This is a genomic window from Niallia sp. Marseille-Q9988 (assembly GCF_976954375.1).
In genome coordinates this window covers 147,940-165,261 of the sequence record NZ_CDRJSZ010000003.1, presented here as the reverse complement: position 1 = coordinate 165,261, position 17,322 = coordinate 147,940, and the positions used below count along the sequence as shown (strand labels likewise).

Annotated in this window: 18 protein-coding genes and 1 pseudogene; 3 read left to right on the top strand and 16 right to left on the bottom strand. The window is 40.1% G+C overall.

Translation table 11 applies throughout. The features are described 5' to 3' along the window. Positions 1-27: 27 nt before the first annotated feature. The 10 genes from ACWNMZ_RS05005 to ACWNMZ_RS04960 form a co-directional block, all read right to left on the bottom strand. Positions 28-387, bottom strand: coding sequence for an HNH endonuclease (locus tag ACWNMZ_RS05005; protein ID WP_031536860.1), 360 nt, complete (start codon positions 385-387; stop codon positions 28-30). A gap of 252 nt (positions 388-639) precedes the next feature. Continuing rightward, positions 640-1,011: a hypothetical protein gene (locus ACWNMZ_RS05000; RefSeq protein ID WP_031536861.1), complete on the bottom strand. Its 372-nt coding sequence runs from the start codon at positions 1,009-1,011 to the stop codon at positions 640-642. A 16-nt stretch (positions 1,012-1,027) separates the two neighbouring features. Beyond that, positions 1,028-1,774, bottom strand: coding sequence for a hypothetical protein (locus ACWNMZ_RS04995; RefSeq protein WP_031536862.1), 747 nt, complete (start codon positions 1,772-1,774; stop codon positions 1,028-1,030). Between the two features lie 267 nt (positions 1,775-2,041). Beyond that, positions 2,042-2,452 (bottom strand): DUF1492 domain-containing protein, encoded by a 411-nt coding sequence (locus tag ACWNMZ_RS04990; RefSeq protein WP_031536863.1) that lies wholly within the window; start codon positions 2,450-2,452, stop codon positions 2,042-2,044. After that, positions 2,449-2,667 carry a hypothetical protein gene (locus tag ACWNMZ_RS04985; protein ID WP_035416316.1) on the bottom strand — a complete coding sequence of 73 codons (219 nt, stop codon included), beginning with the start codon at positions 2,665-2,667 and terminating at the stop codon, positions 2,449-2,451. Before ACWNMZ_RS04985 ends, ACWNMZ_RS04990 begins: the two co-directional genes overlap by 4 nt. Beyond that, positions 2,667-4,028: a DEAD/DEAH box helicase gene (locus tag ACWNMZ_RS04980; RefSeq protein WP_031536865.1), complete on the bottom strand. Its 1,362-nt coding sequence runs from the start codon at positions 4,026-4,028 to the stop codon at positions 2,667-2,669. The genes ACWNMZ_RS04985 and ACWNMZ_RS04980 overlap by 1 nt, the downstream gene beginning before the upstream one ends. After that, positions 4,009-4,290 carry a VRR-NUC domain-containing protein gene (locus tag ACWNMZ_RS04975; protein ID WP_031536866.1) on the bottom strand — a complete coding sequence of 94 codons (282 nt, stop codon included), beginning with the start codon at positions 4,288-4,290 and terminating at the stop codon, positions 4,009-4,011. Before ACWNMZ_RS04975 ends, ACWNMZ_RS04980 begins: the two co-directional genes overlap by 20 nt. A 219-nt stretch (positions 4,291-4,509) precedes the next feature. Then, positions 4,510-6,876 (bottom strand): VapE domain-containing protein, encoded by a 2,367-nt coding sequence (locus ACWNMZ_RS04970; protein WP_449598316.1) that lies wholly within the window; start codon positions 6,874-6,876, stop codon positions 4,510-4,512. Continuing rightward, positions 6,873-7,307 (bottom strand): DUF7768 domain-containing protein, encoded by a 435-nt coding sequence (locus ACWNMZ_RS04965; RefSeq protein ID WP_325947051.1) that lies wholly within the window; start codon positions 7,305-7,307, stop codon positions 6,873-6,875. Before ACWNMZ_RS04965 ends, ACWNMZ_RS04970 begins: the two co-directional genes overlap by 4 nt. After that, entirely contained in the window at positions 7,307-8,059 is a 753-nt protein-coding gene (locus tag ACWNMZ_RS04960) for a phage antirepressor KilAC domain-containing protein (protein WP_449598315.1), read from the bottom strand. The genes ACWNMZ_RS04965 and ACWNMZ_RS04960 overlap by 1 nt, the downstream gene beginning before the upstream one ends. Positions 8,060-8,285: 226 nt before the next feature. Here ACWNMZ_RS04960 and ACWNMZ_RS04955 point away from each other — a divergent pair, with 226 nt between their 5' ends. From ACWNMZ_RS04955 to ACWNMZ_RS04945, 3 genes are all read left to right on the top strand, one after another. Further along, positions 8,286-8,579, top strand: coding sequence for a hypothetical protein (locus tag ACWNMZ_RS04955; RefSeq protein ID WP_035197506.1), 294 nt, complete (start codon positions 8,286-8,288; stop codon positions 8,577-8,579). A 130-nt stretch (positions 8,580-8,709) separates the two neighbouring features. Continuing rightward, positions 8,710-9,177 carry a DUF523 domain-containing protein gene (locus ACWNMZ_RS04950; protein WP_449598314.1) on the top strand — a complete coding sequence of 156 codons (468 nt, stop codon included), beginning with the start codon at positions 8,710-8,712 and terminating at the stop codon, positions 9,175-9,177. 79 nt (positions 9,178-9,256) lie between these two features. Beyond that, positions 9,257-10,012, top strand: a complete 756-nt coding sequence (locus tag ACWNMZ_RS04945; protein WP_449598312.1) for a carbon-nitrogen hydrolase family protein — start codon at positions 9,257-9,259, stop codon at positions 10,010-10,012. Positions 10,013-10,208: 196 nt separating this feature from the next. On the opposite strand, the gene ACWNMZ_RS04940 is transcribed toward ACWNMZ_RS04945, so the two are convergent. The 6 genes and pseudogenes from ACWNMZ_RS04940 to ACWNMZ_RS04915 form a co-directional block, all read right to left on the bottom strand. Then, entirely contained in the window at positions 10,209-12,143 is a 1,935-nt protein-coding gene (locus tag ACWNMZ_RS04940) for a DNA polymerase (protein WP_449598311.1), read from the bottom strand. A 72-nt stretch (positions 12,144-12,215) separates the two neighbouring features. After that, positions 12,216-12,764 carry a DUF2815 family protein gene (locus tag ACWNMZ_RS04935; RefSeq protein ID WP_449598310.1) on the bottom strand — a complete coding sequence of 183 codons (549 nt, stop codon included), beginning with the start codon at positions 12,762-12,764 and terminating at the stop codon, positions 12,216-12,218. Next, positions 12,757-13,905, bottom strand: a pseudogene (locus ACWNMZ_RS04930) (DUF2800 domain-containing protein). The gene ACWNMZ_RS04935 and the pseudogene ACWNMZ_RS04930 overlap by 8 nt, the downstream one beginning before the upstream one ends. Next, entirely contained in the window at positions 13,898-14,221 is a 324-nt protein-coding gene (locus tag ACWNMZ_RS04925; protein ID WP_449598309.1) for an rRNA biogenesis protein rrp5, read from the bottom strand. Before ACWNMZ_RS04925 ends, ACWNMZ_RS04930 begins: the two are co-directional and overlap by 8 nt. 240 nt (positions 14,222-14,461) lie before the next feature. Continuing rightward, on the bottom strand, positions 14,462-14,995 hold the full coding sequence (locus tag ACWNMZ_RS04920; RefSeq protein WP_244648266.1) for an ECF-type sigma factor: 534 nt from the start codon (positions 14,993-14,995) through the stop codon (positions 14,462-14,464). A 468-nt stretch (positions 14,996-15,463) separates the two neighbouring features. Next, positions 15,464-17,302 carry a transcriptional regulator gene (locus tag ACWNMZ_RS04915; protein WP_449598308.1) on the bottom strand — a complete coding sequence of 613 codons (1,839 nt, stop codon included), beginning with the start codon at positions 17,300-17,302 and terminating at the stop codon, positions 15,464-15,466. Positions 17,303-17,322 lie beyond the last annotated feature (20 nt).

Sequence of the window (17,322 nt, the reverse complement as noted above, 5' to 3'; positions counted from 1 at the left end):
AGAAAAGCTGTGGAGATTTGACTCCCCCTACCGGGTTCCCCAACGGTCTCCATCTCTTGCCGTGATTGCAGAGTGGCAAGGAGTACAAAGAGCCATCAGATTACTTCTATCGTGAGTCCCTCCTCTTGCAAGAGGAAGAATGTGATGGACTTCATTTGCTGGGGTTAGCTTTCCTTGTCGTTTACATTCCTCACAAAGAGGATGAGCTGCAATGTAGCGGTCACGTATTCTTTTCCAAGCACGACCATAACGCTTACGGGTTGCTGGGTCACGGTCATACTTTTCATACCGTGCGGCTTCCTTCTTGCTATGCTCTTCACAAAAGCGCTTGTCGGTTAGCTCTGGGCAACCAGGGTAAGAGCACGGTCGCTTAGGTTTCTTTGGCATACTGCACCTCCTTTTGCCCATAGAAAAAGCCCTCGCAGGAGAAATGCTCCCGTGAAGGCTTCTGTTTATTAATATTCCATACTACCATTATATAACTTTCACTACGGACAAACAGTGTCATCGTATGCCAAACTGTGCCAAAGTGTGCCAACTTTATATGGGTATTCGGATTATCTTATGGAACTATTACTTTACTGGTAATAGAAACACAAAAATGCTTTTTTTGAATTCAAGCATTTTTGTGAAAATTAGTTATTCGAATGTAACTTTAACAATATCTGGTTCTCTTCCTTGCTTAGTAAAAACGATATCAGCCTCGTAGTCATCCTTCCATTTCACAGATATTTTGTCGGGCAATTTTGTTTTCACAACGCTTTTATTATCATATTTAATTCTAATTGTAGGGTCGGGGAAGTCCTCTATTCTAACAACCTCAATTGTGTTTATATTGTTAGGCGAATGACTGACCGTTAATTGAGTCTCTTTGGGTTGCGTAAAAAATAACCATGCTGGTATTATAACAACTATAAGTCCTATTATAATTACAGCAAAGAAACAACCAATTCCAGTTAAAAATTTCGTTTTTTGTGCATTCACAAGATGATCGTCATTTTCATTACACATCCGTTCTATCTCCCTATTAATTTTTGTGTCCTTCTATATAATCAGATATAGTTAGTTGATTCTCTCCACCACCATCATAATTGGAAAAACCATATTTATTGTTGGGAGTATATTTATTATATTCTATATCTAAATCGTGAAGAATTCGATGGATATATACAACGGGGGTTGAGTCATAATTCTTTAAACTGATTTCAGCTAATTGTATAATTCGTTCAAAATCTAATCCCATAGAAGGAGGATAGGAATCTTGATTATTTAAAAATTGTTCAATTTCACTCGACATACTTTCCTTGGTTGATTTCATATTATCCCAATCTATATTTTTGTATTTCTCATTAGACGTTATTCCATTAAAAACTTCATGATATTTTACAATAAAATTCGATAACTCCTTATTTGAAATTTTTCTAGGGTCTTCATCATCATGTATCTTATTGTCTTTCTCATTGTAACTACTTACTTCTTGATTTCCATCTGTATTTGTTATATTTCTTGAGTCTTTTCCTTCTGTATCGCTAGAGTGCTCCATACCATCTTCTTGTTCCAAGGCACTATTTTCATTAGTTATGTCGTCTAATTGATTACTACCTCCCATATAGCTTTTAGTAGTAGCAAAATCTTCTTTACTTTCTGTGATTTTTTCAAGTTCAGTTTGATCCCTGACTAATTTAGTATCATCAGATGGATTGCTACATGACGATATTCCAATTATTAAAATAATTGCAAGGGTTGCGACAATAAAAAATCTACTTTTTTTCATTAGTACAACTCCATTCTTTTTAATGTGCTATTAATTTCATTTTATCACAGTGATTAAAAACTCTTTATCTAATTTAAAATTTGTTAGAAATTTATTTGAACAATATATGGAATTAGATTATTGGGGAACAAATATTAAATAAATATTGCTACAAGGACTAGCAAATAAAGTTATCCGCTAGTCCCTTTGCAATCGAACCAAGTAAAAAGTAGAAATTTGGGTATGAACTTTTAATCCCTTTCCACACTATTCTCCGACTATCCTTTTTTATTTCGGCACCTTTAAATGTTGCAAAGCGGATGAATGGAGTCTATGCACGGTTCTCATAGAAACATTAAGATTGACACAGATTTCTTCCCAGTTAAGAAAGTTAATGTATCGGTAGCGAAGAATCAGCTTCTCATCCACATTTTCCATCTGGTTAATTGCTTCACGAATATCTGATTTCAGCTTTATTAATCGTTCCACCTCTTGTTGTATCTGTTGCTCCAAATCTACTATTCTAATCACATATTTTTCAAAAGGTGGATCAGTACTTTTTGTTTTACTGACTTTTTCCTCAAGAACAGGAGATGAAACACTTCTTGAGAGTTCCCTTAGATTTTGCAACTCCTCAAGATCGGAATTAATTAGCTCATTTAAGCGATAAGCTTGTTTCAAGAATTCCTTTGCCGTCATCGCACCACCTCCTCATGTAGCTTTTGAATTAGCATCTCAGGATCGAGGGATGTCAGGGTAGTGAAATACCCGGAATGAAAGAAACGCTCAATCTCACCTTTCGTATATCTAGCAGAATCATTGCGAGGGTATTTTGCTAGTCTTTTCAGAGCAAAACGATAATCCTTGACCGCCTGTAGAATAATGGCATTTGCCAGTTTATCAAATGCATCCATCATACAACACCCCTCGCTTTCCCCAGATTTGCTTTGACAGCGTTAATAAGATCGGACTGTGTCTTTTCCTTTCGTTTCAAGGCCCTCATCACATCTTCATCAATCGTGCCTTTTGTAATAATGTGATGGATAACTACGGTTTCATTTTGACCTTGTCTCCAAAGTCTCGCGTTTGTTTGCTGATAGAGTTCCAGACTCCAAGTAAGTCCAAACCAGATAAGCGTTGAACCACCACTTTGTAAGTTAAGGCCGTGTCCCGCAGATGCAGGATGGATAACCCCCACAGAAATATCGCCGTTGTTCCAATCCTTGATATCCTTGGAAGTCTTAATTTCTCTGACATTGAATCTTGTCTTAATACGCTCTAAATCGTGATTATACCAATAGGCAATAAGCACAGGTTTGCCGTTAGCACCTTCAATTAAATCCTCAAGAGCATCTAGCTTGCGGTCGTGGATAATATGAGAGTTTTTATCATCATCATAGATAGCACCATTTGCCATTTGCAGGAGTTTGCCAGAAAGGACGGCTGCATTCATGGCATCTATTTCTTCATCAGCAAATTCAAGAACCATCTCTTCACGAAAGTGATCATATACGGATTGTTCCTTGCCATTCAGATACACGGGCACTTCATTGATAACGCACTCTGGCATTTTCAGAAAATCGACTGATTTCATGGAAATGGTGATATCCGAAATGAGCCGATATATGGCATCTTCAGCACCTGGCAATGGTTTATATGAAAATACGATTTGCTGATTACGTTTATCCGGTGTAAAAAAGGAATTGCGGTAGTGAGTTATGTATCTGCCGAGTCTTTTACCCATGTCAAGAATACGAAACTCTGCCCACAAATCCATTAACCCATTACTGGAGGGTGTACCCGTAAGACCCACGATCCGTTTTGCCCTCGGCCTTACTTTTAGTAAACTTTTAAATCTTTTTGCACCATAGGATTTAAAGGATGATAGCTCATCTATTACCACCATGTCATAGTCAAAAGGGATGCCACTTTTGTTTACCAACCAGTCCACATTTTCTCTATTTATAAGATAGACACTTGCAGGTTTTCTAAGAGCCGCCAATCGCTCCTGTTTTGTGCCGATGGCTACCGAAAACTCCAGTCCTTTTAAATGCTCCCACTTATTTATCTCAGCTGGCCAAGTATCCCTTGCTACTCGAAGTGGGGCAATGACCAGAACCTTTCCAATTTCAAAACTATCAAGACATAAATCAAATATAGCCGTTAGAGTAATGACGCTTTTGCCAAGACCCATTTCTAAAAACACCGCAGCGATGGGATGCTTAAGTATGAAGTTCGTTGCATAGGTCTGATATTTATGAGGATTGTATTTCACCAAGTATCCCTCCAATCTGCTTAACATCATCAATGACATAGCAGGTAAAGCCTAACTTCTGTAATTGCTTTATTCTTCTAATCTGTAACAGGCGAGGTTTCTTTCCGGGAGCCTTTAATTCCACAAAAGCCATCTTCCCATATGGTAAAAGCACTAGGCGGTCTGGCATCCCATCTAAACCCGGACTAACAAACTTCGCCGCAATGCCTTCCATCTTTTTTACCTCAGCCACCAGTTTCTTTTCTATATTTTTTTCAAGCATAAATACCTCCCATATAAAAAGGCTCGGAACAAGAAAACAACTTTGACCCAATTTTCCTATACGCGCGCGTATGCGTGTATGCACAGGCTACTATTACTTCTTTTTACTATTTATAAATAAATAGGATACTTCTTGTTCCACTTGTTCCGAACCGTTGATTTTCCTTATCATTACTAACTTTAGGGAAAGAACCAGTATGGGAACAAGGTAAGGTACAACTTAGCGTTGTTCCTCGACTCGGGAATAAGCTCGTTGCTTTCCGTAGACAGGAAACGTCACAACACCATTCTTGTTCCCAGTGTACTTGTTCCACTCACTGATCTTTCTCATAATGGCACCGATGGCATAGGAATCTGATGGTTTTAGCATTGATGCCTCTTTACCGAAACACTCACACCAAATTTCCATATTGCAAACAAGGGTTCTTTTTACTGTTCCAACACGGGTGCCGCCGCCAAATTCGCTACCGCCGAGGAAATTTCTACGCTCGTACAAAGACATTGTGTCCCAATCATCCGGTAAGAGCGTATCCAAGTAGGTACGAACCAGTCCTTCTCGTTCATCTGTTTCCATAGCATCTGCCTGTTCACTGGTTGCCATGGTTACATCATCACCTTCAAGGTAGAGTTTTTCGCCCTTCTCATAAAGAACTAGAGCCTCTGCCCAAATCTGCTGTACTTCCTCTTTGGTCATCTGCCAAGCTTTCTTTCTACTGTTACCGCTAATGCGGACTGGCCAAAATCTGCGGTTACCCGTAATATCCCGAAGAAATCCGCTTTCTGCATTGGTAGAACCCACAATTACGCATTGACGGGGATGGCTTTCGACGTTGACCCCATAACTGGCACGGTACTTATCATCCGCCCTCGAAATAAAGGACTTCACAATCTCCACATCCGTCTTACGCATTCCTGCAAGCTCACCGAGTTCCAACAACCAATATCCTTGAAGTTTTTCAGCACCTGATTTATCTTTCATATCCGTAATGGTCAAACTGTCTGAAAACCAATCTCCGGCAAGCTTAGCAAAGAAGGTTGACTTACCGATACCTTGAGGACCGTTTAAGATTAGAACACTATCAAACTTTGTACCTGGTCTATAAATACGGGCTACCGCCGCAACCATCGTTTTGCGAATAGTTGCCTTTGTGTAGGAATTATCCGTTGCACCGAAATAATCAATTAGTAGATTATCTACTCGACTAATTCCATCCCATTTTGGCAGGGAGTCCAGATACTCCTTAACAGGATGGTAGGCTCGTTCAGCCGCTACCGCTAACACAGCATCCTTGGTCTTGGTAGGAGAATAAACTCCGTATTTGCTGCTTAAGTACACCTTAAGAAGGGCATTGTCCGAATCATTCCAACCAGCCTTGATCTGTTCCCAAGGCAGACCACCTTTGGCATCTATACCATCACGGTGGCAGTTGAAAGCGATATGCTGTAAATCTTCATCATGACGAATAATCAAGACGATGTTACCCAGTGTGTCTTTTATCCGACCTTGCTTATCTAGTTCCAAACCTGTCTGCCAATCCTCATCACTAAACTCTTCTTCAGCCTGAGCCTTTCTTTCCTTTGCAAACTCAGCTTTTACCGCTTCATCTTTTATAGCAAACTCGCACATTGCCACAAAAGACGGCATCCTGCCAGGAGCCGTAGTAGTGGAAGCTCTATCATCTAAAGAGCCGAATTTATGAATACGAACGAGATCAAAAGCATTGAGGAGCAGGCCGCTTGCTGGGTCGGTGGCATGGTGGCTGTAAGCGAATTTATCATCATAAATTATTACACCCGCACTACTGTCAGCTGGAATATAGTCATAGCGCCCTTCCATAGCAGATGCTTCATAAACTGTACCTAAGAATTTCTCTATTGCTTCACGAACGGAATAGGCGCGACAGAAAGTTCCTACCACACCTTCCTTTAAAAGAGGATCTGCTTGTTCTTTAAGACTGCGATTAATAACTTCAGACTGCCTGCTTGATACGGGCCAAGTTGTTGTATCTCGCCAGTTTTGATATTTTGAAAGATAAATATCTGGGTCAAGTAATGCTCCATCCTGCTCTTCGTAGACAAATTGACCGTTAGAGGAAGTGGATGGCCAATACATAAGGCGATGGGCTTCATATGTCGTATCATCGAAAAGGTCAATACCGATTTCTTTTGCCACCATACGTCCAACAGCTGCATATTCTTCTTCGCTGATCTCACGAGCAAGGGGAACAATAAGCCTGAGTCTTGGATTTTCCGGTGTGTGCTTATGGGTGGAGTAAACGCAACATTTGAAATCAAAAAGCATACTGATTTGTTCCCAAATATCTGGTCTACCGTAATCCATATCAAGGGTAAGCAAAGAACGGCAGATAACATTGCCCTTCTTTCGCCTTCCTTCTTTTAAATGTCCTCCGACAAAGCCGCCCACGTCTTTGATATCATCTTGTTGACCCTTTTTTAACTTCCGATATTCTTCTACTGTTTCCGTGGTGCGTTGCGTCGTCTTTACACGGGAGCAAAAATCCTCCCAGGAGATATCTTTGTTTTTCCATTTTCTATCCATCCGGCTATTGCCCACTGCAATTTTCATAAGCTTTCAACCTCCTCATGCTCCGGGTTAAAATATCTGACCGTTTGTCTGCGTTTCTTGGCAACTTCAATCTCCCTTGCCATACCGGTTGAGATGGTATTGCCCAGCACCCACACCTCGGAGCATTTGCCCATGAGCACAATGTCCATGAATATGGCAAGCTCCCGTTCCTCTGGGTTTTCATCATCCATAAACTGAGGAAACATAAGATGGGGAGCAATCGGGATACAGTTTTGGTCTAGAGCAAACCTGCAAAAACTGCGAGCCTTTTCAACGTTTCCTTCTACATCACCGGAATAGGGAGAACAGATATATACAAGCGGCTTAAAGGCAGATTTTTTCTCTGCCTTTTCCTTTTTCATTATGTTGGTCAGTGCTTCATGGGGAGTTGGATCATGGTATCCTTCATGATTGAATTTGTTGATTCCCATTACACACCCTCCATTTCTATCTGTGGCAAAATACCGTCTGCCTTCATCAGTTCGTAAATGAAGAGTCTGCCTTTTTGAGTCCAGTATGTATGGACCTTTGTATGCTGTTGCCCGTTACTGCCAAGATAGCTATGTGTCTTGGTGCTGGTGTAACCTTTTTCCGCATACTTCTGATATAAAAGCCAGATGCCGCCTTGTTTAAACTGGACACCCTTTTTATTAAGATAGCGATTCATCCAAATAGCTGACTTGCCGTAATCTTTGGCAATTGCTGAGGTGGAAATGAGGTCTTTGCAATTTAAAACTACATCGTAATAGGAGGCTTTCGGTTTCATTTCTGCAATTTGCTGATTCTGAACGGCAATCGTACCTTCAAGCACTTTATTTTGTTTCCTTACTTGAGTTAGTTGTTGATTAGCAATCTGAAGTGCCCTTGCCATGATTGCTTCTGGGGAATTCCATCTTCTTTCTATTTCAAGAAAGTATTGGCGACACTCTTTCCCTTTTGGAGTACGCTGTATCATACATAGCTCTTTTGCCATATCAATTGTTAACTGATGGTCTATGCTTGGTCTGCCTCCAGTACTTTCGCTCAAAAATGAGCTAAAGTCTGACCCTTCCTCAAATCCGTACTCACACATTCTTGGAAACCAATCTTTATAAGCGGTCTTTACTTCCAAGGCTTCATGTAAATCACGACCGAGTACGGTTGGTCGTTGATTTTCATAATTGATTTTTACTAATTCGTCCATACGAATTACCTCCTGCAATATAGTCAGAGAGGAAACCCCTCTACCTAATAGCCACAGTAGGTAATGAATGTTGAGGATTTTGAAAAAATAAATTTGGAATTCTGATTATCGTGCGGAATTTGCATATGTTAAAATGGATTTAAAGATGATTCAGCAGTTTTTTACTTCAACAAATGGACAGTTGAAAAAAGTTTACTGAACTTTTTAGCTAGAAGAGAGGGTAATTATGAATCAATTATTTTCGTCATTGAATAAAGCAGGGTTGATGTTTAAACGGCGTATAGACCAAGAAGTTGAGGTTTTTATTCTTCTTGAAACTAACGACAATGGAACAACTGAAGTGGATGTTAATACATTCGAAGCGCTTTTTGAAGATGTAAAAGGGAATCCAACATATGAAGCCTTGTCTGGTTCTCATACTTTTAAATTGGAAGAAACGCAATATACTATGACTGCTGAAGAAATGGGCTATCAAAAGTATTTTGACCAATGGAAAGAGCGAGGATTATTTAATTTTTAATCGACAAACGGGCCAGATTCTTGAATAAGAGAAGGAATTATTAGAGAATAAATCGAAGCCTTAAGCTATTCAATTAACGGGGAGTTAGTTGTACAAGGTCATAAGGTGCTATTAAATTGAGGTGTTATTAATGATATTAGTGAGTTCTTGTTTAGCAGGGTTAGAGGTAAGATATAACGGTACGCATAGTTTAGATCATAAGATCAGTAAACTAATAGAAGAGAAAAAGGCAATACCTGTATGCCCGGAATTGCTTGGTGGATTTTCAACCCCCAGAGAACCTGCTGAAATAATAGGTGGTAACGGGGAAGATGTATTGGATGGGAAAGCTAAAGTAGTCGAGAAGTCAGGTAGAGACGTTACGGAACTATACATAAAAGGAGCATACACTACTTTAAAAAAAGCTAAAGATGTTAATGCAACAGTAGTTGTTCTTAAGGAGTATAGTCCATCCTGTGGAAGTTCAATGATTTATAATGGTGAATTTATAGGGGAGAAAATTGCTGGGAATGGAGTTACAACTGCTTTATTAAAAAGAAACGGTTTACGAGTAATTTCAGAAGAACAGTTTGCCGATAATTTCGATAAGATAATATAATTTATCTTCAATTAATAAGCGCATTACTTCAATTTTAAATTGACACAATAAAAGCAATATTGTTAGGAGAGACCAAATTATGAAGATAGGGTTAGCACAAACTAGGTTTCCTGAATCTGCAACAAATGGAATAAAGATAGTTAAGCAAATGATAAATGAAGCTAGTCAAAAGGATTGTAATCTTATTTGTTTTCCTGAATCCATTATTCCGGGATTACGAGGGGTTGGCTATAAAGTTGAGGATTACAATCACGGTTTTCAAAGTGAAGCTTTAAAGGAAATCTGTGATTTTGCTAAACAATTAAAAATCGCAGTTATTTTACCCATGGAATGGAAAAATCAGCACGGATTTCATTTGGTTGCCTTTGTGATTGCAGAAAATGGTGAAATACTTGGCTATCAGACAAAAAATCAGATTGACCCTGAAGAAGACATTTTCGGTTACGTTCCAGGTGAGAGTCGTAAAATGTTTGAGATAAATAATGTGAAATTTGGTATTGTAATTTGCCATGAAGGTTGGAGATATCCGGAGACTGTTCGATGGGCTGCTCGACAGGAAGCGAGTATTGTTTTTCATCCCCAGTTTACGGGTGACGTAAACAATCCTGAATTTTTCAATAATGCCATGGTATGTAGAAGTTTAGAAAATAATATATATTTTGCTAGTGTTAATTATGCTTTAAAAAATCAGCAGAGTACATCTTCTTTAATCTCACCTTCAGGAGAACGTTTGGTTGTGGCTAAATCAGGTACTGAGGAGTTGTTAGTATACGATATTGATCCAAATCAAGCCAATCTGTTACTGGCAAAAAGATTCAATCCCAATTTATTTTAAATTCTAAAAGATTTTGACCAACGGTGCGTTAGTATAATATGTGAGCAATAATTATGATCTTCAACAAACGGGCGCTTTTGTGGAACAAACAAGATAGCACGTACTAATCATTAAATAAGTGCTATCTTGTTTTCTTTGTTAAAAAATTGAAGGTATTTTAACATCTTTCCACACGATAATCCGAATACCCAATAATTTAATCTTTTTGATAAAACTGACACTCATAGCCATCAGCGCTAAGTAACAGACCATTTGCCCATGTTGGTGTCCTAGCCATCTGTTCACAGATAGCGGAAAGTGACATTCCCATATCTGCCTCGATGATAATTTCATCGTGTACATGAGCCACAATAGAACAATTCTTTAATGTCTGCATGGCATGACACAAAATGTCACGACTGATTGCCTGAACAATATTCTCTACAAATTTGGGTCCATAGCTATCGATTCTTTTCCATTTCTTCGTCCCACCGACCCCTTCGTAAGTAACCGACTCACTGCCAAACATATTCTCTCCCATACGAGGTTTCACATAGGCAAGCCGTCTACCAGAGGGGAGGACAATAAAGAGCATTCCACTTTGATAGATAAATTTAATGCCGTGTGTCTCTGTAGGAGTTTTTTGCTTAACACAAGTTTTTACTGCACGGTCAACATCCCACCAAAGTTTTGTGATATTGGGATTGGATTGTCTCCAAGCCGTTACAAGGGGCTGAAGTTCCTCTTCTTCAATTCCCATCTCCAAAGCACCCATTGATTTTAATGCTCCAACAGATCCACCATAACCGAGGGCAAGTTCGGCTATTTTCCCTTTCTGACGAAGGTGACCGTTCACACCATGCTTTTCAACAGGTACATTAAACATCTGAGAGGCACTGGCACAGTAGATGTCACCGCCGTTTTGGAATACATCTATTCTCCATTTTTCACTTGCAAGCCAAGCAATGACGCGAGCCTCAATCGCTGAAAAATCTGCCACAATGAACTTCATACCTTCTCGCGGTATAAAAGCAGTACGGATAAGTTCCGACAGTACCTCTAGGATTGAATCATAGAGTAAAGTAAGAGCATCAAAGTTTCCGCTTCGAACTAAAGCACGAGCCTGTTCCAAATCGGGCATATGGTTTTGGGGGAGATTTTGCAGTTGAATCAGCCTGCCAGAGAATCTTCCAGTTCTGTTGGCTCCGTAAAACTGAAACATTCCTCTTGCGCGGCCGTCACTACATACTGCGTTCTCCATTGCTGTGTATTTTTTCACCGATGATTTTGCAAGTTGCTGACGAAGTTCTAAAACAGTGCCTAGTGGTTTAGTTGCTGACTTTAACATCTCAGCAACTGCTTTTTTACCAAGAGTATCTGTTTTTAGCCCATTGTCGGCAAGCCAATCTTTCATTTGTTGCACAGAGTTTGGATTCTCTAAATTGGTTATATCCTGCATTAAAGTCATTAGCTTTTCACGGGAATGTTCATCCATCTCGACAGCCTGTTTTACAAAAGTCATGTCAATGGCAATGCCGCGATCATTGATTTTCTGGTCGAAATGATATTCCTCCCAGATGGCCTCCGGTACTGGAAACTTAGATAACTTCTGCTGTATTGACATTTCGGCTTCTACATCACGAAGGTTGTATGCTTTAAAACGCTCCCATTTATCCACGTCATGTTCCGGCAGATTACGAATTCGGCCACCATTTGATTTAGTAGGGGAGCAAGGTGTACAGAAATATTTAATAAGGTCTTTGCCCTCTGTCAATTTTTGCTTTTCTAAACCTAAAACTGCACCGACCCCCTCTAGCGAAAGCGGAAGTCCCATATATGCCGACCAGATCATGGAGCATTTCCAAGATGTAGGATCAAGATAATTTGTAAGGTTAAGCCATTTTGATAGACACACACGTTCAAACATTGCATTAAAAGCCCACTTGGTGACAGAATTATCCATAAGTGCGTTTATAATTTCATCTGGGATTTCCTCCCCACTGGCAAGGTCAACCACCTGCACTTCGCCGCCATCCACCGAATACCCAAATAGTAGAATTTCAAAATCATCACACTCGGCATAACGGTAAACTCCAGACTTTTGAAGGTTGGCACTACTAAATGTTTCAATATCAATAGAAATAGAATTCATATATTACCGCCCTTTCCAATGCAAACGAGGTGGCAGAAGAACAACCTCCACCACCTCGTCTGTATTTATTCCTTATGCTAGAAAATCATCATCATCAATAGTTGTGAAGTCATCAGCTGCATTGGTTCTTCCGCCTAAAGGCTCTCCATCGCTTATCTTCTGGATGTTGCCAAGTCCACATGCTACACCCTTATTGCCATTAGAGTTAAAAGCATAGAAATTTAGGGATACTCTTGCATAACAACCGCTGTAAACCTCGTTGCGATCCAAGATAGGTCTGACTGCTTTATCTACTATTTGGGGTGGAGTCTTGCTGTTGGCATTTACAAAATAATGCCCTTTATAAGCCTCATCATCACGTTCTACATCACCATCACGAAGTGGTAGTTTAATAGCCGCCTTATTCGGCTTTTTACCACCAAACTTTGCAATGCCCTCTTCAATGGCTGCATCTACTGCAGCATTGATAGCATTGATAGTTTCCTTATCTGTCTTGGGAATCAATACAGATACGCTGTACTTTTCCGCACCGCCATTGATGGATACCGGTTCCCAACCGTGAAAATAGCTAAGACGTGTGTTGACGCTTGTAACAACCTTTGTTCTGTTTTGATTATTCATATTCCAATTCCTCCGTTATCTCGTTAAATTCGTTTTTTACGTTTGATATATTCATAGCTGACCGCTTATCCGAAAGCGGAACCAGCGTTGGCTTACCTGGTGGCTTATGTATGAGACCACCGAGGATTTCTTGAAATTTCGATTTACCCATCAGCTTCTGCATTTCCGTAAGGGTAATAAGACTCTGACGATAGATATTCTTATAGCCATTTGCCTTGGCTGCTTCAGCCACAGCCTCTTCGTCCTTATATTTACGAATAGACCTGCCCTCGACTACCTTAAAGCCGTGCCACTCTTTCCCGTGATTAACAGCAGCATCCGTCGCATAAGCAATGATTTCATTTGCCCACTTTGTAAGGTCGGACAATTTTGAAAGAACTTCTTCAATTTCAGAGTCCGTAAGTAGTGGTGGCAATTTAAACTCCATCTGTGCTAATTTCATCTTTTCTTCTGCTCTTGCACGGCATTTAACAGCCGCTCGACAGAATGTACATCATTCACCTGGAAGGTAGTTACCTTCACCTTCATAAGCCTTCTTCGCCTTTGGTCTAAGCTCGTTTTCTGCCCAGTCTTTTAATTCATTTACCGGGATTGTCCATGTGCTGACATTTTCCCTGCGGGGTTGGAAGATGGTCATGGAAACCTCCTCGATATCGTACAAGCTATAGTAGATTTCCAAAGCACCAAGGGCATACAATTTCATCTGCGGATTATCTACCGCATCTACCAACACACCCATGCCATACTTAAAATCGATAATGTGAAGCTTTTTGTCACCAATGATGATGCAGTCACCAGTTCCGAACCCCTGGGGTACATAGCAAGAAAAATCAAGACGTTGTTCAATAAGTATTAATGGGTCCGTACAGCTTTGCCTTGCCAGTTCAAGCTGCTCCATTACAAAGTCCACATAAGCATCGCTGTGTTCTTCCATCTCATCCGTGTTATAAGCCGAGACTGGACGTTTACTTCTCATGTGAAGTGCTTTTTTAAGTTTATGTTCACAGAGGGCATGGGCGGCGGTACCTTCAGCGGCTGCATTGGATTCAATATTTTCAAATTCCAGTTCCAATCTCGCAGACGGAAGGCAATTAAGCCATCTATGGGACCCCGATGCTGAAAGTACTGCGTGATCACCCATTACCTAGTACCTCCGTATCTTTCAACATATCTGCATAATGTTTTGGGTCAACTTCGCTTAATTTAGAGCCACCGTATTTTGGGATAATTTCCCTCACTTGGGCAGTAAGACCGACTTGACTCTTTTCAGCGAGTTTTGCCCTGACTTCCTCCAGAGCGATCTCCTTTTTCTTTGGCGCAGGTTCTTTTACAGGTGTAGTCGGTTCTTTTGCTTCGACAGGTTCATTGCTCGCCATCGCATCAGCAACCGCTTGTATGCTGTCTGCCAAAGAGCGCATATCAGAAACCACATCAAGAAGAAGTTTGATTTTGCTCATGGTTTAATCCTCCCTCCTTAATCTCACTAATGGCGAGTTCCTTTACGGTGTCACCCGGGACAAGGATAGTCAGTTTCTGCTTATCACCAAGTAAGAAACGTAGGAAACGCTCCCTTATAGTGACATTACGACAGGAGACAATCCCGCCAGACTGTGGAGTTTTTGAAACACTGATTTTCAAGTTGTGTTTCATGTTCTTCACCTCTTTCTTGAGAGCGTTTATGTACTGCCCTCTATCTATTAGCCGTGGCAAGAGGGAAAAGTTGAGGATTCTGGAAAAACTTTTTTGAAATTCTTCTTGGCTGTATCTAAACGGTGTGAAATGGCACTTTTACTAACACCCTCACGCTCTGCATACTCTGTTACAGAAACACCATCTAGGAATATAGCAATCAGTAACTCTGCTTGTTTTTCCTTGAGGGTCTTGCGGATAATTTCACAGAGATATTCATACTCTTCTTGTTTCTCCCGAGTCACTTCATCGGTGTTATCAGGGAAATAGTCCATATGATCCGTTGCATCCTCGGATTCATCATCTTTGCGGAATGGTTTCTTTGGCATCCCTCTGTGTCTATCAAATTTATGCCAGTTATTGTACTCGGGCTTGTTAAAACGCTCGTCCATAATCTCCTGTGGCAAACGGCGAGTCACGGTTTCCTTATCTTCGGCACAGGATAGCCTGTCCTCGTAATCTGTATCAATCATTAAGGTGAAGTCCTCGTCTGGTACCTCTAGATAGATAGATTTGTTTTCGTGCTGAATTCTAATTTTCATTTTGCATCCTTTCCGCCGGACTGCATTGGCGGCAAAGGATACAAAAATAGGTCTGTGCCTCGAAGTACACAGACCCTTTGTCCTGAAAATGAGCGCAACAAGGTAAGGTACTTCTATTGCAACGCATAACAATCCTAAACGGACTGAAACGTTACAATATGTATCCTTTGCCTTATTGCAAATCAGGCATTTGATATTTTTTTGTAGACGAGGAATGGTCTAATTCTTGCTAACTACGAAGGACCTTTCCTTCATCTATCATTATTGTAGGTGAGAATTGGACAGCCTTGGCGGACACCTCATGCCCGTTAATTTCAGGCTCAAAATGACGCTTTTCCCAACAAAAACACCTAAAAACAACAAAAAAAAGCCATACACAAACCCTTAAAAGGATTCATGTATGGCTCACATATTTTGCAACTAAAAAACGGACATCCCGTGTCCGCTTTTTCAAAATATATTAAACTTTTATAATGGCTCTGCCCCATGTATTTGTAAAAATGCTCTAATCTCATCCATCGATTTTGCATATAGGTGAGTCAATGCAAAGTTATACCAAATATGACTATTGTTATTGAAGTTCAATGAAAATGGTGAGTTGCGAATTATATGACTGCTAATATTTGGCGGTAGATGAAGTCCAAGGCAAATCAATACAATGGAATTAATAGATCCCGGTTCCTCACCATTAACGATACGTCTTATGGTACGCTCGTTGACCAATATTTTCTCTGCTAATTCTTTATAAGTTACTTTTTTCCACTCACGTACTATTTTGAGAGAGCTGGTATAGCTATTTGGCAATTCATTATAGATTCGCATTTCTTCAGCTATCGTTTCGGCTAGTAATTGAGCCTTCTTTTCTGGAGCCGCATACTCAAAACCATTACAATACTTTATATCAAAATCTATATTTGATGTCTTATCACGGTTGAGGAAACATTCAGTATAGTATCTTTCCCTACACCCGGATTTGACTGATAACTCGAAAACCAAGCAGCACTCTTCCATATGGGTTCGTGCGTAGTCTGTAAGTACCGTTTGTCCGAATATATCCTGTGTTAAATATTTTGGATGGTTTAGCACAAAGTGAGAATCTACATATATATAACTTCCGTCTCTAACTAGAGCGGCCATTTCTGGATTGGTTATGCTTTGGATAGCAGCATCCTCTGCACCTATAGAAAAGGTCTGATTTCTTTCAAGCGCACCCTTCTTAAATCTATGCGGCTTGACGTAGCGACCATCTATATAAGTAAAAGTTCCGATTGCTTCCTCATATCCAGCATCAATCATTCGGATTTTAGCTGCTGCCCGAGATACGCTGAAGAACGTTGCTAAGGCGTCAATAACTGGCTCCATTACATCTATAAGTTCAGATGTTCCCAGTTCTGAACTGAATTGCTTAATAAATTTGAACGCTTGGGTTTTAAACATGGCAAGTGGCATTTGTATCTTTGGAGCGAGGGCATTCGCCTGCCATTCCATCCAGTCAGTTGCATCTCTTGTATTGTCTTTTATACCCCCGACTACCTGACACTTGATTCGTGTGGCACTACTATTATATAACCGCTCCAATTCAAATGCTTTTCTATGTTGATCCCAATGAACACACTCATGCACAATAGTGTTATTGACTGATCCTAGATTACGAAGAAAGTAAGCTTTAGGGTCCACGATTATTGTGCGGCCACTCACACGGGTCTGTACCATTTCATCGCTATCTTCATCATAAAAATCCGCATCACAGTCGTGAAAGTATATCTGCCCAAAAACAGAGAAATCCTTTGTAATCTCTCTCATTTCTACTGTAAGGTCCATTTTTTCTGCCAACACCTGTGGCTCAACTGCCATTGGTTTTTTTAATGCTTCAGGATAATGTCTTCTAAGGAAGTCTGTGGCAACAGATTCTAGTTGTTCCTTATGGATGATAGGGACAAGGGAGTCTGACATAGGTTTCGGCTGCTTATTTTTGCTAGTATACTCAGTTATATTGGAGATTGTAAAGTCATCCAAATTGCAATCTAAATCTCCTGAGCATTCCAGCATAAACCATTGCCGACAATTTTCTGATTCATCATAACGATGATTTGATTCACGGACTTCGAATTCAGCTTCAACAGCAACATCAAATTCTATTTTCATGTCCGGTAAGTCATTAACAGATACGAACTTTACTTCTATATCTGATAACTCAATGCCGCCGATGTTTTGAACTCTGTATAGCCGTAAGTCTAAGACATCGTAGTTTTCTTCGGTGAAATCCTGTATGGCAGCAAACATTTTATTATAGAATCTTTCTGCCACATATTCTTTAAATTAACGAT

Coding starts and splice junctions, on each gene's coding strand:
- ACWNMZ_RS04925 (WP_449598309.1), bottom strand. CDS start 14,221: ATGAGCAAAATCAAACTTCTTCTTGATGTGGTTTCTGATATGCGCTCT.
- ACWNMZ_RS04975 (WP_031536866.1), bottom strand. CDS start 4,290: ATGCTTGAAAAAAATATAGAAAAGAAACTGGTGGCTGAGGTAAAAAAG.
- ACWNMZ_RS05005 (WP_031536860.1), bottom strand. CDS start 387: ATGCCAAAGAAACCTAAGCGACCGTGCTCTTACCCTGGTTGCCCAGAG.
- ACWNMZ_RS04965 (WP_325947051.1), bottom strand. CDS start 7,307: ATGGGAATCAACAAATTCAATCATGAAGGATACCATGATCCAACTCCC.
- ACWNMZ_RS04985 (WP_035416316.1), bottom strand. CDS start 2,667: ATGGATGCATTTGATAAACTGGCAAATGCCATTATTCTACAGGCGGTC.
- ACWNMZ_RS04955 (WP_035197506.1), top strand. CDS start 8,286: ATGAATCAATTATTTTCGTCATTGAATAAAGCAGGGTTGATGTTTAAA.
- ACWNMZ_RS04970 (WP_449598316.1), bottom strand. CDS start 6,876: ATGAAAATTGCAGTGGGCAATAGCCGGATGGATAGAAAATGGAAAAAC.
- ACWNMZ_RS04950 (WP_449598314.1), top strand. CDS start 8,710: ATGATATTAGTGAGTTCTTGTTTAGCAGGGTTAGAGGTAAGATATAAC.
- ACWNMZ_RS04960 (WP_449598315.1), bottom strand. CDS start 8,059: ATGGACGAATTAGTAAAAATCAATTATGAAAATCAACGACCAACCGTA.
- ACWNMZ_RS04935 (WP_449598310.1), bottom strand. CDS start 12,764: ATGAATAATCAAAACAGAACAAAGGTTGTTACAAGCGTCAACACACGT.
- ACWNMZ_RS04995 (WP_031536862.1), bottom strand. CDS start 1,774: ATGAAAAAAAGTAGATTTTTTATTGTCGCAACCCTTGCAATTATTTTA.
- ACWNMZ_RS04990 (WP_031536863.1), bottom strand. CDS start 2,452: ATGACGGCAAAGGAATTCTTGAAACAAGCTTATCGCTTAAATGAGCTA.
- ACWNMZ_RS05000 (WP_031536861.1), bottom strand. CDS start 1,011: ATGTGTAATGAAAATGACGATCATCTTGTGAATGCACAAAAAACGAAA.
- ACWNMZ_RS04920 (WP_244648266.1), bottom strand. CDS start 14,995: ATGAAAATTAGAATTCAGCACGAAAACAAATCTATCTATCTAGAGGTA.
- ACWNMZ_RS04940 (WP_449598311.1), bottom strand. CDS start 12,143: ATGAATTCTATTTCTATTGATATTGAAACATTTAGTAGTGCCAACCTT.
- ACWNMZ_RS04945 (WP_449598312.1), top strand. CDS start 9,257: ATGAAGATAGGGTTAGCACAAACTAGGTTTCCTGAATCTGCAACAAAT.